14 protein-coding genes are annotated in these 15,818 nt (G+C 55.8%); 7 read left to right on the forward strand and 7 right to left on the reverse strand.

Annotated features, from left to right (window positions below; genetic code table 11):
• Positions 1 to 228: 228 nt before the first annotated feature.
• Positions 229 to 1,764, forward strand: a complete 1,536-nt coding sequence (locus tag ACERY3_RS08325) for a methyl-accepting chemotaxis protein (protein ID WP_194399334.1) — start codon at positions 229 to 231, stop codon at positions 1,762 to 1,764.
• Here ACERY3_RS08325 and ACERY3_RS08330 read toward each other — a convergent pair.
• The gene (locus ACERY3_RS08330; protein ID WP_023311976.1) at positions 1,761 to 2,159 is read right to left on the reverse strand and encodes a cupin domain-containing protein; all 399 of its coding nucleotides are present in this window, start codon (positions 2,157 to 2,159) and stop codon (positions 1,761 to 1,763) included. The two genes, ACERY3_RS08325 and ACERY3_RS08330, sit on opposite strands and share 4 nt — an antisense overlap.
• Positions 2,160 to 2,271: 112 nt before the next feature.
• On the opposite strand from ACERY3_RS08330, the gene ACERY3_RS08335 reads away from it, so the two are divergent.
• Both ACERY3_RS08335 and ansP read left to right on the forward strand, forming a co-directional pair.
• The gene (locus tag ACERY3_RS08335; RefSeq protein ID WP_373225440.1) at positions 2,272 to 3,168 is read left to right on the forward strand and encodes a LysR family transcriptional regulator; all 897 of its coding nucleotides are present in this window, start codon (positions 2,272 to 2,274) and stop codon (positions 3,166 to 3,168) included.
• 322 nt (positions 3,169 to 3,490) lie between these two features.
• Positions 3,491 to 4,987, forward strand: a complete 1,497-nt coding sequence (gene ansP / locus ACERY3_RS08340) for an L-asparagine permease (RefSeq protein ID WP_023311978.1) — start codon at positions 3,491 to 3,493, stop codon at positions 4,985 to 4,987.
• A gap of 49 nt (positions 4,988 to 5,036) precedes the next feature.
• On the opposite strand, the gene ACERY3_RS08345 is transcribed toward ansP, so the two are convergent.
• Positions 5,037 to 6,098 carry a YncE family protein gene (locus ACERY3_RS08345; RefSeq protein ID WP_373225441.1) on the reverse strand — a complete coding sequence of 354 codons (1,062 nt, stop codon included), beginning with the start codon at positions 6,096 to 6,098 and terminating at the stop codon, positions 5,037 to 5,039.
• Positions 6,099 to 6,340: 242 nt separating this feature from the next.
• Here ACERY3_RS08345 and pqqU point away from each other — a divergent pair, with 242 nt between their 5' ends.
• Positions 6,341 to 8,455 (forward strand): TonB-dependent receptor PqqU, encoded by a 2,115-nt coding sequence (gene pqqU / locus ACERY3_RS08350; protein ID WP_182410822.1) that lies wholly within the window; start codon positions 6,341 to 6,343, stop codon positions 8,453 to 8,455.
• A gap of 119 nt (positions 8,456 to 8,574) precedes the next feature.
• Here pqqU and ACERY3_RS08355 read toward each other — a convergent pair whose 3' ends face one another.
• The 3 genes from ACERY3_RS08355 to ACERY3_RS08365 form a co-directional block, all read right to left on the reverse strand.
• Entirely contained in the window at positions 8,575 to 9,243 is a 669-nt protein-coding gene (locus ACERY3_RS08355; RefSeq protein WP_023311981.1) for a GntR family transcriptional regulator, read from the reverse strand.
• Positions 9,244 to 9,498: 255 nt separating this feature from the next.
• Positions 9,499 to 10,539, reverse strand: a complete 1,041-nt coding sequence (locus ACERY3_RS08360) for an NADP-dependent oxidoreductase (protein WP_373225442.1) — start codon at positions 10,537 to 10,539, stop codon at positions 9,499 to 9,501.
• Between the two features lie 65 nt (positions 10,540 to 10,604).
• Positions 10,605 to 11,180, reverse strand: coding sequence for a helix-turn-helix domain-containing protein (locus tag ACERY3_RS08365; protein WP_373225443.1), 576 nt, complete (start codon positions 11,178 to 11,180; stop codon positions 10,605 to 10,607).
• 148 nt (positions 11,181 to 11,328) lie between these two features.
• On the opposite strand from ACERY3_RS08365, the gene ACERY3_RS08370 reads away from it, so the two are divergent.
• Positions 11,329 to 11,847, forward strand: a complete 519-nt coding sequence (locus tag ACERY3_RS08370) for a GNAT family N-acetyltransferase (protein ID WP_039262867.1) — start codon at positions 11,329 to 11,331, stop codon at positions 11,845 to 11,847.
• Entirely contained in the window at positions 11,844 to 12,293 is a 450-nt protein-coding gene (locus tag ACERY3_RS08375) for a DMT family transporter (protein ID WP_033145681.1), read from the forward strand. Before ACERY3_RS08370 ends, ACERY3_RS08375 begins: the two co-directional genes overlap by 4 nt.
• 3 nt (positions 12,294 to 12,296) lie before the next feature.
• On the opposite strand, the gene ACERY3_RS08380 is transcribed toward ACERY3_RS08375, so the two are convergent.
• Both ACERY3_RS08380 and ACERY3_RS08385 read right to left on the reverse strand, forming a co-directional pair.
• The gene (locus tag ACERY3_RS08380; protein ID WP_373225444.1) at positions 12,297 to 12,530 is read right to left on the reverse strand and encodes a YdcY family protein; all 234 of its coding nucleotides are present in this window, start codon (positions 12,528 to 12,530) and stop codon (positions 12,297 to 12,299) included.
• A 56-nt stretch (positions 12,531 to 12,586) separates the two neighbouring features.
• The gene (locus ACERY3_RS08385) at positions 12,587 to 14,185 is read right to left on the reverse strand and encodes an ABC transporter substrate-binding protein (RefSeq protein ID WP_373225445.1); all 1,599 of its coding nucleotides are present in this window, start codon (positions 14,183 to 14,185) and stop codon (positions 12,587 to 12,589) included.
• 283 nt (positions 14,186 to 14,468) lie between these two features.
• Here ACERY3_RS08385 and ACERY3_RS08390 point away from each other — a divergent pair, with 283 nt between their 5' ends.
• Positions 14,469 to 15,815, forward strand: coding sequence for an SrfA family protein (locus tag ACERY3_RS08390; RefSeq protein ID WP_058841004.1), 1,347 nt, complete (start codon positions 14,469 to 14,471; stop codon positions 15,813 to 15,815).
• Positions 15,816 to 15,818: the final 3 nt, after the last annotated feature.

A 15,818-nucleotide genomic window follows, 5' to 3' on the forward strand; every position in this document is an offset into this window, starting at 1 on the left:
GGTTATGTTGTTTATTTGCAGCGCCGTCCAAAAACACCCCTGAAAATATTTTCATTTTTATTACATTCGCTAGCATTAACAGATTAAAAATAATGAACGACGGGTATTTCAGGCAGTCACAATTTCAGAGAGAATATGCAGCAGAGCGTTATATAAAAATAATCACATTAATCTTGCCGGAGCATTTTCCGGGCATTTTTATTCTTGCACATCATCATGGAGTTACTCATGAGGCGTAACAGTCCCGTTACACAAAACGAGTATTTACTTAACGATGGTTCGACGTTAATGTCGACCACCGATACCAAAAGCCATATTACCTATGCTAATTCCGCTTTTATTGAAGCCAGCGGATATAAAGAAGAACATCTTCTGGGTGAGCCGCATAACCTCATCCGCCATCCCGACATGCCTGCCGAAGCGTTTGGCGACATGTGGTTTACCCTGCAGCAGGGTGAGACCTGGACGGGGCTGGTGAAGAACCGTCGTCATAATGGCGACCACTACTGGGTGCGGGCAAACGTAACGCCTGTCTGGCAGGGTGGATCCCTGACGGGGTATATTTCCGTGCGAAATATACCCGCACGGGAAGAGATTGCAGCCAGTGAAAAACTGTATGCAAAAGTGCGTAATAACGAATTAAAACATTACCGCTTTTATAAAGGGTTACTGGTTCGGCGCGGTTTATTTTCGTTTATGTCGCTCTTTAAATGTCTCAGCACCAGTAAACGCATCCATCTGGGTATTGCGACGACGGCGTTACTCTCCTGCCTGGCGGTGTATTTATTCCCTGATAAACTTGTGCAGTCGGGAAGTCTGGCGCTGCTGTTTATTGCCCTGACCTATTATCTTCATGCGCAGATCGCCCGCCCGGTAAAATCTATTGTGCAACAGATGCAGCGCGTGGTTTCAGGACGTAAAACGGACTATTACCATTTTGACAGGATCGACGACATCGGGCTGATGATGCGCCTGGTGAATCAATCAGGCTTGAACCTCAATTCGCTGGTTGACGACGTCGGGGCGCAAATCAGCGGGATTGGCACCATCAGCCAGCAGGTCGCGAAAGAAGGTGCGGCGCTGCAGACGCGTTCAGAAGAGACCGCAGACTTCCTGCAGCAAACCGCGTCCGCGGTGGAAGAGATCGCCAGCGCGGTGGAGCAGACGGCAGAAACGGCTAAAGAAGCCACGGAGATGGCGGATCGCACCCGCGACAGCGCCCACCGCGGTGAAGCGATGATGAAAGAGACCATCGGTATGATGCAATCCGTGTCGCAGGATAACAGCCAGATCGTCGATATTATCAGCGTTATCGATCGTATTGCCTTCCAGACCAACATTCTTGCGCTGAATGCTGCCGTGGAAGCGGCGCGCGCAGGTGAAGCCGGGCGCGGTTTTGCCGTGGTGGCGGCTGAGGTGCGCAATCTTGCGCAGCACTCCGCGACGGCGGCGAAAGAGATCAAAGCGCTGATTGAGAAAAACGTCGCCAGCGTCAACGCAGGCGTGGAGAAGGTAGAACAAACCGAAACGCAGCTGACGGTAATGATCGACAACGTGCTGCGGGTCTCCTCCCTGATTAAAGAGATCGGCCACGCCACGCAGGAGCAAACCCAGGCGCTGACGCTCATCAACGCCTCCATCTCCCGTATCGGCGCAATGACCCACAACAATACGGGGATGGTGGATAACGTCACTCACGCGGCGAATCACCTGACGCAGCGCACCACGCGCCTGCAGCAGGCGATTGCCGTTTTTGGCGGTTAGCCGTTCGGATACTGCTCGTCGGTGACTTTTTCCAGCCATGCAACCGGGCTGCCGTTAACGGATTCGGCGATGGCAATATGCGTCATCGCCGTTTGCGCGCTTGCGCCGTGCCAGTGCTTTACGCCGGGTGGGATCCAGGCGATATCGCCCTGATTCAATATTTCCGCCGCTTTGCCCCACTCCTGTAACCAGCCGCGACCCTGCGTCACAATCAGCGTTTGCCCAAGGGGATGCGTATGCCACGCGGTGCGCGCGCCCGGCTCAAAGGTCACGGTTGCCCCGCCGACGCTGGCAGGTTCGCTCGCCTGAAATGGTGCGTCAATGCGGACGGTGCCGGTGAACCAGGCTTCCGGTCCTTTTGCTGAAGGTAATGATCCGCTGCGGATAATTTTCATCTTATGCTCCTCGTTTACTGTTGCGTTAACAGTAGCGCAAAGCAATCCGGAGCATTAGTGTGCATAATCAGATAGGAAATATGATTGAAATTCATAAATAGAGGCAATCGCGATGCTAAAAGATAATTTCAACGACCTGCTCTCTTTTATGGTAGTCGCCCGCGAGCGCAGCTTTACGCGCGCGGCGGCGCAGCTGGGCGTCTCGCAATCGGCGCTGAATCATGCCATGCGCAAGCTTGAAGCGCGGCTCGACGTTCGCCTTTTAACCCGCACAACCCGCAGCGTTGTTCCCACCCAGGCGGGTGAGCAGCTCTTTACGCGCTTAAGCCCGCATTTGATGGAGATTGAGCAGGAGCTCACGACGCTTCGCAGCGCACGCAACAAACCCGCAGGTTCTGTTCGCATCGTCGCCGGCGAGCATGCGATGGACGCCGTGCTCTGGCCGGTACTGAAGGCGTTTATGGTGCAGTATCCTGAGATTAACGTCGAAGTGACGGTAGATAACGGCCTGACGGATATCGTGGATGGCCGTTTCGACGCGGGAGTACGCCTGGGTGAACAGGTGGCAAAAGATATGATTGCGGTACGGATAGCGCCGGATATGCGCATGGCCGTGGTCGGTTCCAGGGATTATCTGGCTCGCTTTGGCGTGCCGCAGACGCCGGAGCAGCTTGCTGAACACCGCTGCATCAACATGCGCCTGCCCACGCGCGGCGGACTGTATCACTGGGAATTTGAACGCGACGGGCGCGAGCTTCGCGTTCGGGTTGATGGGCAGCTTACGCTGAGCAGCCTGTCGCAGCGCATCGACGCCGCTGAGAATGGCCTCGGATTAGCCTACGTGCCGGAGGCGTCGGTTCTGGGGGCGCTTAATCACGGACGGCTCGTCAGGGTCCTTGAATCGTGGTGCCCTACTTTCGAGGGGTATCACCTTTATTATCCGAGCCGTCGCCAGCACACTACCGCTTTCAGGTTACTGTTAGATGCTCTCCAGCAGTCAAAATCTTGACCACCTGGTAATAATTAAGAAAATCTGATGATTAAATAATCAACCCTCCAACTGTTTTGTCTAAAAACTCATCACGATTCAGCGTGTTGTGTTCGCCGTCTGCTCTGACCACACGATTTCCTTCGACGTGCATCACTTTCGGCACGGTTATATTTTGCGTCGCTTATGAATTGCAGGTAGGATGCCTCGCCATGTTTCGCCTTATCCATACGCAGAATGACTGGGAAGGCGACATGTGTTTGCGCAGAAGCAATCGTTTGTATTGCGCTCTGCCAGGCAGGACTATCACGATAATGGTTCAGACAGGCAAACAGGTAACTCAATGAAAACAAGCAATAAAAGCGCAGCCGATCATCATGCTGCTAAACGTCGCTGGTTGAACTCCCACGAAGAGGGCTACCACAAAGCGATGGGCAACCGTCAGGTTCAAATGATCGCCATCGGCGGCGCTATCGGAACGGGGCTGTTTTTAGGTGCGGGTGCGCGTCTGCAAATGGCTGGCCCGGCTCTCGCCCTGGTCTATCTGGTGTGCGGGATCTTCTCTTTCTTCATTCTACGTGCGCTGGGCGAACTGGTACTGCATCGCCCTTCCAGCGGAAGCTTCGTCTCTTACGCCCGTGAATTCCTCGGTGAAAAAGCGGCCTACGTTGCGGGCTGGATGTACTTCGTCAACTGGGCGATGACCGGTATTGTCGATATCACCGCCGTTGCGCTGTATATGCACTACTGGGGCGCGTTTGGCGATGTGCCGCAGTGGGTCTTTGCGCTTGGCGCGCTGGCGATTGTCGGCACCATGAACATGATCGGCGTGAAGTGGTTCGCGGAGATGGAGTTCTGGTTTGCGCTGGTAAAAGTGCTGGCCATCGTGGTGTTCCTGGTCGTGGGTACCGTCTTCCTCGGCAGCGGCAAGCCGCTGGACGGCAATGCCACCGGCTTCCATCTGATAACCGATAACGGCGGATTCTTCCCACACGGTCTGCTGCCTGCGCTGGTTCTGGTTCAGGGCGTGGTGTTCGCCTTCGCCTCTATCGAACTGGTGGGCACCGCAGCAGGTGAATGTAAAGATCCGCAGACCATGGTGCCAAAAGCCATTAACAGCGTGATCTGGCGTATCGGTCTGTTCTACGTCGGTTCCGTGGTGCTGCTGGTTCTGCTGCTCCCGTGGACTGCCTATCAGGCAGGTCAGAGTCCGTTTGTGACCTTCTTCTCTAAGCTGGGCGTGCCTTACGTTGGCAGCATCATGAACATCGTGGTTCTGACGGCGGCGCTCTCCAGCCTGAACTCCGGTCTTTACTCTACCGGTCGTATCCTGCGCTCCATGTCGATGGGCGGTTCTGCGCCGAAGTTCATGTCAAAGATGAGCAAGCAGCAGGTTCCCTATGCGGGGATTCTGGCAACGCTGGTGGTTTACGTTTTTGGCGTGTTCCTGAACTATCTGGTGCCGTCCCGCGTATTTGAGATCGTTCTGAACGTGGCTGCACTGGGGATTATCGCTTCCTGGGCCTTCATTGTGGTCTGCCAGATGCGTCTGCGCAAAGCGATCAAAGAAGGCAAAGCGGCTGATGTGAGCTTCAAGATGCCGGGCGCACCGGTGACCTCCTGGCTCACCCTGCTGTTCCTGTTCAGCGTGCTGGTGCTGATGGCGTTTGACTACCCGAACGGTACTTACACCATTGCGACCATTCCGCTGCTGGCGGTACTGCTGATTGCCGGCTGGTTCGGCGTGCGTAAGCGCGTTCACGAGATCCACAGCACCGCGCCGGTTCATCACGACGATGAAAAACACGACGCACCGCTGGTGGAAGAAACCTCGCGTTAAGCGTCCGTAAGCATTAAAAAGGGAAGGCAAATGCCTTCCCTTTTTTTATTTACAGCGCGATACGAATGACGTCGTCAGGCTGGGTGGCTTCCTGCTGGCGAGTGGATTTTTGTTTCACCGTCACGTACAGGGTTTTGCCATCCGCAGAGAGCGCCAGGCTGTTCGGGTAGACCGGCGTGTCGAAGGTTTTTGTGACCTTATACGTTTTCGCGTCAATCACGCTCACCTTACCCGCTTCACGGTGCGTCACGTAAACCTCATTGCGCGTTGGGTTAAACAGGACGGCCAGTGATTCAGGCGCGGCGATCTTCTCCATCACGCTGCCGTCTTTCAGGCTCACCACCAGCACTTCCGGCTGTTTTGAATCGGTCAGGAACGCGCGCTGGCCGACGGTATCGAGGCTGAGGTTCAGGTAGAAGTGCTCTTTGCCGTCATCCTGCACTTTTTTGCGGCTCAGGATTTTATTGGTGGCCGTATCAATGGTTACCAGCTCGCCGTCCGCATTCGTGGTGTACAGACGTTTTGCCTGCGCATCCAGCGCCAGACCGGTGCTGTACGTACCGGTATTGGCAATGGTCTCTTTCAGCTTCAGCGTTGCGCCGTCCACCACCCAAATCACGCTCTCTTTGCCGACACCGGTGATGTAAATCGTGTTGCTCGCATCATCCGCCACCAGCTGGCGCGGCTGCAGCGGTTTGACGGTTTCACTGCGCTGGCGATTATCGAGCACCAGACGCCCTTTCACGTCGCCCGTTTTCGCATCGATGGCCGTCACCGCGCCGTTGATGGTGTTGCCAAACCATAGGGTTTGCGTCGCGCCGTCGAGCGTGGCGCCAAAGGGTTTGAGATCGCTATGAATCGCCTGCGTCACGTCCAGCGTGACCGGGTCAAGTCGATAGATAACTCCGCCCTTATCGGTTTTGCGGCTTTGCGAGGTCGCCACCCACAGCGCATTCTCCTGCTGGCTGACCGCCATTTCATACGCCCCTTTGCCCACCGCTTTACGCAGCACCTCTTCGGCGGCATGCACCTGGAACGTCCCGGCGAGCAGTAAAGTGGCAGACAGCAGTGACAGGCTCAGACGCGGCGAGCACAGATGACGTAAAAACATAACAATTCCTTTTCTGAAAAGAGGGGTTTCCGCTGACATCACTTCCGGCAGACAACGTCATGGCATTGCCTTTTGATAATGAGAATAGTAATCATTAATGAACTGAATGTGGAGTTTTTCTTTCGCGCTTCGTCTTTCATTAACGCAATGTGCGGTTATAGTTTTCAAAACATTTACAAAACCTTTAACATGTATGGACATGTTCCATTTGGTTCGTTTATACACCACAACCGGTTTTATTCATGAAAATCATTTCTGCCCGTAAGGCTTCTCTCCCGCTGCTGCTGGTTCCCGTTATTTTCGCGCCGCTAACCGCAATGAGCGCGGAGGAACAGACCATGATCGTCAGCGCCACGCCGCAAACCGTATCGGAACTGGATACCCCGGCCGCGGTCAGCGTCGTCAATGGCGATGACATGCGCCACGCCGCGCCGCGCATCAACCTGTCTGAATCTCTTGGCAGCGTCCCGGGACTGCAAATTCAGAACCGCCAGAACTATGCCCAGGATCTCCAGCTTTCAATGCGTGGGTTTGGTGCCCGCTCAACGTTTGGCGTGCGCGGTATCCGTATGTATGTCGACGGTATCCCTGCCACCATGCCGGACGGACAGGGCCAGACCTCTAACATCGATCTCTCCAGCGTGGAGAGCGTTGAAGTGCTGCGCGGCCCCTTCTCTGCCCTTTACGGCAACGCCTCCGGCGGCGTGATTAACATCAACACCCAGACCGGGCAGCAGCCGCCGACCATTGAAGCCAGCAGCTATTACGGCAGCTACGGTACCTGGCGCTACGGCATGAAAGCCACCGGCGCGATGGGTGACGGCACCCACGCGGGCGATGTGGATTACACCGTTTCCACCACCCGCTTCACCACCAAAGGCTACCGCGACCACAGCGGCGCGCGCAAAAACCTCGCTAACGCCAAACTGGGCGTGCGCATTGATGACGTCAGTAAGCTGACGCTGATTTTCAACAGCGTGGACATGAAGGCCAACGATCCGGGCGGGCTGAGCTATCAGGAGTGGCAGAACAATCCGCGTCAGTCTCCGCGCGGCGATCAGTACAACACCCGCAAGACCATCAAGCAGACCCAGGCCGGCCTGCGCTACGATCGTCAGCTCAGCACCCAGGACGATCTCAGCGTGATGATGTACGCCGGCGAGCGTGAAATGACGCAGTACCAGTCGATTCCGTATCAGCCGCAGCTGAAAGCCTCCCACTCCGGCGGCGTGATCGATATGCAGCGACACTATCAGGGCGTGGATACCCGCTGGACGCACCGCGGCGAGCTGCTGGTGCCGGTAACATTTACCACCGGCCTGAACTACGAAAACCTGAGCGAAGATCGTCGCGGATACGAGAACTTCGTGATGAACAACGGCGTGCCGGATTACGGCGTGAAGGGTGATAAGCGTCGAAACGAACGTAACCTGATGTGGAACGTTGACCCTTACCTGCAAACCAGCTGGCAGCTGACGCAGAAACTGTCGGTGGATGCGGGAGTGCGCTACAGCTCGGTCTGGTTTGATTCCAACGACCATTATGTTACGCCGGGCAACGGCGATGACAGCGGTGACGCGAGCTATCACAAGTGGCTCCCGGCCGGTTCCGTGAAGTATGCGGTGACGGACGCATGGAACCTCTACGCTGCCGCAGGTCGTGGATTCGAAACGCCGACCATCAACGAGCTTTCCTATCGCGCCGATAACCAGGGCGGCCTGAACATCGGCCTGCAGCCGTCCACCAACAACACGTATGAAGTGGGCAGCAAAACCCGCATCGGCAATGGCCTGCTGACCGCGGCGCTGTTCCGCACCGATACGGATGATGAGATCGTGGTGGATGCCAGCTCTGGCGGGCGTACCAGCTATAAAAATGCCGGTAAAACCCGTCGTCAGGGGGTGGAAGTCTCCCTCGACCAGCAGTTTGCCGAGAACTGGAAGCTGAAGATGGCGTGGACTTACCTGGATGCCACCTACCGGACTAACGTCTGCAGCGACGCAGACTGTAACGGTAACCGGATGCCGGGCATTGCCCGCAACATGGGTTACGCCTCGTTTGGCTGGCAGCCGGAGGAAGGCTGGTACGCGGGTTCAGACGTGCGCTACATGAGCGATATCATGGCCGACGACGAGAATACGGCGAAAGCGCCGTCGTATACGGTGGTCGGGCTGAACACCGGGTATAAATTCAACTACGGCAGCTGGGGCATGGACGTCTTTGGCCGCGTCGATAACCTGTTCGATAAAGAGTACGCGGGCTCGGTTATTGTCAACGAGTCTAACGGTCGTTATTACGAGCCTGCACCAGGCCGTAACTACGGGGTCGGGCTGTCGGTCTCTTATCGCTTCGAGTAAGCGATAAGAAAAGTTTATTTAATTAATGAAATAACGCTCCTGATGGCAATAAACCATCAGGAGTTATTCACCAGATAAATAATTAGGGGCGAAATATAGTCGCTCTGCTAAATAATCTCTTAGTTAAAATATTGTCGCTGTAAAAGCAAATTCGCTTCATCAATCACCTTATCAATCGCCTTCTGACAGGCAACAACATCTCTTCGCTCCAGGGCGGAAAGCAGTTCGTCATAGTGATATGTCGAGGCTTTGATGTCGTTAAGCTCCTGATGCAGATAGTTCATACAGGGCCCGATGCGTACCCACAGCTGCTCAATTAATGCATTAAGCGTAGGCATTTCCGCATACTGATAAAGCGTAAACCGGAAGACGCGATTCGCATGCAATGCCTGCTGGACGTTCCCGTTGCGCATGGCCTCATGAAAGGCATCCGACAATTTGCGCAACGCCTCCAGTTTGCTATCAGACATATTCTGACAGGCTGCGGCGACCGCCATCGGCTCAAGCTGCTTGCGGATGGCGTTAATCTCGTTATAGCGCTCCAACGTGACCTCCGGAACCAGAAATGCCTGCGCCGGCGTGGCGTGTAACGCCCCTGATGACACCAGGCGCAACAGCGCCTCGCGAACCGGGGTAATACTGGTACCTAATTTATCGGCGATCTCTTTCGTAATCAGTCGTGCCCCAGGTTTGAGTGAGCCTGTAATTAACGCTCCTTTCAAACTGTGTTCAACTTGCATGGTAAGACTGACCCTTTGGGCTTTTTCTAAGTGGTCCAAATCAAGCATGTTCAATTCCTGTAGCTAAAACTTAATGCTATTTTTAAACGCCAGTTTTAATAAAACGACGCTGGTCCGATATATCCTGTATCGTCATGCCTGGTGGTGGGAAGTACGTAAAAACATCAAAAAAGCAAAGTTTGTTTTTTTTATTGGTTTCGGGCCCATCCGGGAAGCGGGCGCGAAATGCCATGTCCATTAATTAAAGACAATATATCGTATCTTCACAAATAAATATGGCGGGAAACCCCGCCATAGTGCTGTTTATTTATTGTCACTCGCGACGCGAATCACGACTTTGCCGAAGTTACGCCCTTCAAGCAGACCAATCAGCGCCTCGGGCGCGTTCTCCAGCCCGTCCGTTATCTGTTCGCGATAGTGAATTTTGCCCTCCTGCACCCAGCGTCCCATCGCTTCCTGGAACTCCTTAATGCGGTGACCGTAATCCTGGCCGATGATAAAGCCCTGCATACGAATGCGTTTCTTCAGGATGGTCGCCATCAGGAGCGGCAGGCGATCCGGCCCCTCGGGCAGGCCCGTCGCATTGTAGCCGCTCACCAGGCCGCACACCGGCACGCGCGCGGAGGTATTCAGTAACGGCAGCACCGCGTCAAATACTTTCCCGCCGACGTTTTCATAATAGACGTCAATTCCTTTCGGGCAGGCGCGTTTCAGCTGTTCGGCAAAGTCGGCCGTGTGGTGATCCAGACACAGGTCAAACCCGAGGACCTCAACGGCATGGCGGCATTTTTCAGCCCCGCCGGCGACGCCGATCACCCGGCAACCTTTTATTTTACCGATCTGCCCGACGGTCGCGCCAACCGGGCCTGTTGCCGCGGCGACCACCAGCGTTTCGCCCGCTTTTGGCTGCCCGATATCCAGCAACCCCATATAGGCGGTAAAGCCCGGCATGCCCAGAATACCCAGCGCCCAGGAAGGATGTGACGGATTTTCGCCCAGCTTCACCAGGCCGCTGCCGTCCGAGAGTTCATATTCCTGCCAGCCGCTGTAGCCCAGCACCCACTCCCCGGCTTTGAAGTCGGGATGATTTGACTGCTCAACGCGGCTAACCGTCCCCCCCACCATCACCGCGCCCAGCTCAACCGGTGGTGAATAGGATGGCGCATCGCTCATGCGCCCCCGCATGTACGGGTCCAGCGACAGCCAGACGGTACGCAGCAAAAGCTGCCCTTCAGCCGGGGCGGGAACAGGCTGCGTTTCGAGACGAAAATTTTCCGCGACCGGCGCACCCTGTGGACGAGAGGCCAGTACCCAGCGGCGATTTTGCGAAACAGGTTGATTCATCGGGATCTCCTTCTGGTGCAAATGTCATTACAGCCTGGCTCACGATCGGCGTTATCGCATTAGCATTACGAGGCAGACTGGTTAAGCCGTACAACCAGATAGATGCAGGGTTCATTCGTTTCGTTGCTGAAACGGCAGTCATTTGGCGGCCCCAGCTCAAGACAGTCTCCGGCGTGCATCTCGTGGCGCGTATCGCCCTCCTGAAACACCAGCTCGCCGGACTGGAGCCAGATAAGCTGACGTGCCAGCGCGTAAGATGATGCAGGCATCGGAACATCGCTGCCCGCAGGCAGTTCAACCTGAACAAGGTCGATGGGCAGATCGGTGCGGGGAGAAACATGGCGGCGGAGGTAATGCGTCTGTGGGTCGCGCCAGACGGGCTGGTTGGCAAGGCGCAGCAGCTTGCCCTCCTGCATTTCGGCCCGGGCAATAAGCGTTGACATGCTGATGCCAAACGCACCAGACAGGCGGGCCAGCAAGGTGGCCGTCGGGCTGCTGTCTCCGCGCTCTATCTTGTGGATCATCGCGCGCGAGACCCCTGCCCGGTCAGCAAGCTCGCTCAGGGACCATCCGCGAGACTCGCGTTCAAGGCGAATTCTTGCGCTAATCCGTTGATTCATCGTGTCTGTTATGGTGTTCATGACGTCATACTATAGTGTATGAACGGCATTTCAATGGGCTTTTGATAACAAAAAAATATGGCTTATGCCGTAGCGATCGGGCGATACGGTTGTGTAATATCGTAGGAATAACGTAATACTATAGTGAACAACACACAGAGGGTTAATCATGATCGTTCGTCATGCCTGCAAGGAAGACTGCGCTGCGATAGGCGAAATCTACAACCACGCGGTGCTGCATACTGCCGCGATCTGGAACGATAAAACCGTCGATACCGATAACCGAATCGCGTGGTTTGAGGCGCGCACGCTCGCGGGTTACCCGGTTCTGGTGAGTGAAGAAAACGGCGTTATCACCGGTTACGCCTCTTTCGGCGACTGGCGCGCCTTCGACGGTTTCCGTCATACGGTTGAGCATTCGGTCTACGTCCATCCGGGCCATCAGGGAAAAGGCATTGGCCGCACGCTGATGATCGCGCTGATTAACGAGGCACGCGCCATCGGCAAACACGTGATGGTGGCCGGTATTGAAGCGCAAAACCATGCCTCGATTCATCTCCACGAAACGCTTGGTTTTGTCACCACGGGGCAGATGCCGCAGGTGGGAACCAAGTTTGGCCGCTGGCTGGACTTAACCTTTATGCAGCTGCAGCTGGACGAGCGCAGCGATCCGGACGCTATCCCATGAATCAATCCCTGACCCTGGCGTTTCTGGTGGCGGCGGGAATTGGTCTGGTGGTGCAAAACACCCTAATGGTGCGCATCACCCAGTCCTCCTCCACGATCCTTATCGCGATGCTGCTGAACTCCCTGGTCGGCATTGTGCTGTTTGTCAGCATTCTGCTGCTGAAACAGGGCGCAGCCGGATTCAGCGAGCTGGCCGCAACGGTGCGCTGGTGGACGCTTATCCCGGGGCTGCTGGGGTCATTTTTCGTGTTTGCCAGCATCAGCGGGTATCAGAACGTTGGCGCGGCCACGACTATCGCCGTGCTGGTGGCAAGCCAGCTGATTGGCGGGCTGGTGATGGACGTGCTGAGGAGCAACGGCATTCCGCTCCGCGCCCTGATTGGCCCGGTGTGCGGCGCGGTGATGCTGGTCGTCGGGGCCTGGCTGGTGGCGCGACGCCAGTTTTGAACGTTACAGTATGGTGCCGCCTTTGGTCAGCTGTTCCTCACGCGCGTCCAACTCCTCTTTATGCTGCTTACCGTGGTGCGAAATCGCGGTACGCAGACGCTGCTGCTGGGTGTAGCGATCTTCACGGCTGAGCTCTGCATCATCGCTTAATTCGATCAGCAGTTCATTCATATGGGTGATGACGCCCTCTTCAATCACGGCATCGACACGGGCGGTAACTTCGCTTAAATGTGACATTGTCACTCCTTGTTATGTGCCCGGTGGCGGCTACGCCTTACCGGGCAATAAAACGCTTAGTTCAGCTTCGCCTTAGAGAAATCGCTGCCCATCAGGCTCACGCTGTATCCGGTCACGTTGCTGCGGGTCGCATAGAACGTTTTCCCGTTTGCCAGTGCGATCCACGGCGCCTGCTGGTAGAAGATCTCCTGCGCCTGGCCGTAGAGTTTCGCGCGCTCCGCCGGGCTGCTGGTCAGCTTCGCTTTTTGCACCAGATCATCATAACCCTTATCGCACCAGCGCGCGGCGTTGGATCCGGTTTTAATGCTGTTGCAGCCCAGCAGCACGTCGGCAAAGTTGTCCGGGTCGCCGTTATCGGACATCCAGCCAAACAGCGCGGAGTCATGTTCGCCTTTACGCATTCCGGAGAGATATTCACCCCACTCGTAAGAGACAATTTTGGCCTTCACGCCGACTTTCGCCCAGTCGCTCTGGATCATCTCCGCGATACGACGAGAGTTCGGGTTGTACGGACGCTGAACCGGCATTGACCACAGCGTGACTTCCGCCCCCTTCTCCAGCCCCGCCTGCTTCAGCAGCGCTTTCGCTTTTTCAGGATCGTAGCTGTAGTCCTTCAGGTCTTTATTAAAGCCCAGCATATTTGGCGGGATCGGCGATTTTGCCACCGTACCGGAACCCATAAAGACCGCATTGACGATAGCCTTCTTGTCGGTCGCGTAGTTAAGCGCCTGACGCACCAGCACGTTATCAAACGGTTTTTTCTCGGTGTTAAACGCCAGATAGCCGACGTTTAGCGCATCGACCGAGTGCAGCGTCAGGTCTTTGTTGTTCTTGATCGCGTCAAACTGAACCGGGGACGGCGCAGGAATGATCTGGCACTCGTTGGTCTGCAGCTTCGCCAGACGGGTTTCCACGTTCGGCGTGATAGAGAAGATGAGATGCTTCGTCGGCACCTCGCCTTCCCAGTAGTTCGGGTTAGCGACGTAGCGAATCAGCGAATCTACCTTGTACTGCTGCAGGACATAAGGCCCGGTGCCAATCGGCCAGGTGTCCACGTTTTCAGGCGTGCCTTTTTTCAGCATCGCGTCGGCGTATTCGGCGGAAAGAATCGAGGCGAAATCCATCCCCCAGTCGGCCAGAAACGCGGCGTTAGGCTCGCTGAGGGTGAACTGAACGTGATAGTCGTCGACCTTTTTCACGTCCTGAATCAGCTTATCGAGCCCGACGTCGTTAAAGTATTCGTAGTTGCCCTGCGACACGTTGTGATACGGGTGTTTAGGGTCTTTCTGACGCAGAACCGAGAAAATAACGTCATCGGCGTTAAAGTCGCGCGTCGGTTTGAAGTATTTATTGCTGTTGAACTTCACCCCTTTGCGCAAGGTAAAGGTATAGGTCTTGCCGTCCGGCGAAATCGTCCAGGACTCCGCCAGGGACGGGATCGGGGTGTTTTTCACCGGGTCAAAGTTGATCAGGCGGTTGTACAGTACCTGTGAGCTGGCCACAAAAGACGGGCCAGAGCTGGCGATTTGCGGGTTGAAGGACTCGGGGGACGCTTCAGAACAGTAAATAAGGGTGTCGTTGTTCGCCGCCCATGCGGCACCGGCTGGTAACAGCGCGCTCAGCGCAAGGGCGAGCAGTGTTTTCCCTGTAGACATGGTTATAACCCTGACAGTTTTATTATATAAGACAGTAATAACAGCACAGGCGATATGACCTGGCAAATAACGAAACACTATCAGGTTATTCTAAAGCCGCGTTTTTTGCTGTTTTAACAGCCAGCGCCCGAAAAGGTGATTTGCCTTAAGGGCCATTATTCGTCAAGCACAACCGTCACTTTCTATGCCGCAAGAAATCGGTCCTTTTAGCGTCTCTTCCCCCGTTTGGTAGCTTCCTCGTTTCGTTAAAGTAACGGTGTGAAGAAGTATATGGGATCAAATCGTGGCAAAAACTCTTTTACGCAGCGGTAACCTGGATGACTTTCAGGCCGTTGGCGGCGGCGGACAAGCCGTTTTTGAATCAGCGTTACAAATCCGGGAAGCGCTCCGGTTGCGCAAACAACAGGCCATCGTCGACTGTCTGGCTATTCCGCAGGTCAACGACAGCGGTGACCGCGTGGACTGGTATTCCCCCGTTGAAGGGAGCGTAACCAGCTGGAAAGCGGCCGATGAAGATGACCGTTATCGCGCCCTGCGCTATCTGGAAAACACGCTAGCCAGCGTTGAGTCGTTAAGCAAGAAATGCCTCCAGTCCCCCAAAACTGCGCAGCAGCTTTTTGGGTCTCTGCTGTCAAAGGCGTTTCAGTTCCCGGGTGAAAACTTCCTCTTCCTGGTGGACGGAAAGCCGGTCATCAGCTTCTGGGGATTTGTAAACCTGAACGAAAATGCGCGCGACGATGTCCTCGACTGCCTGCGTGAATCGCTGGTCCCTGAGCCTGCCCCCGTTGTGATTGAAGATCCTGAACCCGAACCTGAGCCAGAACCGGTTGTAGCCTTTGAACACGCCGACGAGCCGCTGATCGCCCCTTCCACGGTGGTGCGCATCACGCCGGAAGAGCTGTATGAGCCAGAGCCGGCCCCGGCCGTTGCGCAACCCGTTCAGGAACCGGCTGTGCCGATCGTCGCGAAAAAGCGCCGCGTTCCCCTGTGGACCCTGCCGGTTGCCGTCGCGATCGTTGCCGCCGTTGCCGCACCGCTGCTGTGGCCAAAACAGTCCCCTTCCGCTGAGCCCGCACCGGCGCCCGCACCTCAGCCCGTAGAGATTGCGCCTAAGCCGATCAAAGCGGTTGAGCCGCTGGCCATGAAATTACCGCTGCATCAGGCAGAGGTCCTGGCAAGCAAAGAAAAAGAGCCTGCTCCCGTTCCTGCGCCACAGCCCGCCCCGGTGGTGATTGTCGCCATCCCGAAAGATGCCATGGTAATGGAAGCGAACCAGGTAAAAGCGGGTTCGACGCGTTTCCTGAACGGTACCTGGCGTGCGGTTCTCGACGTGAAAGATCCGGTCACCGGCAAGCCGCCGTCAATGCGCTATCAGATCCAGAACAATAAGGGCTTCGCCCGGGTTGTCCATGGCGACAACGTTGTCTGCCGCGCGGAGGTCTTCTCCGGCCTGCACAGCAACGGCGAGCTGATGATTAAAAGTCGCGGTACTGCCCGCTGCACCGACGGCTCCCGCTACCCGATGCCGGAGGTTGCCTGTAAAGCAGGCGCCAGCGATATCGCAGAATGTCGCGCCCGTTATGATGCCAATACCGTCGTTCCCCTGACGTTCAAGAAAGCAGGTGCCTGATCC

Source organism: Enterobacter cloacae complex sp. ESBL7, assembly GCF_041679625.1.
GTDB lineage: Bacteria > Pseudomonadota > Gammaproteobacteria > Enterobacterales > Enterobacteriaceae > Enterobacter > Enterobacter asburiae_B.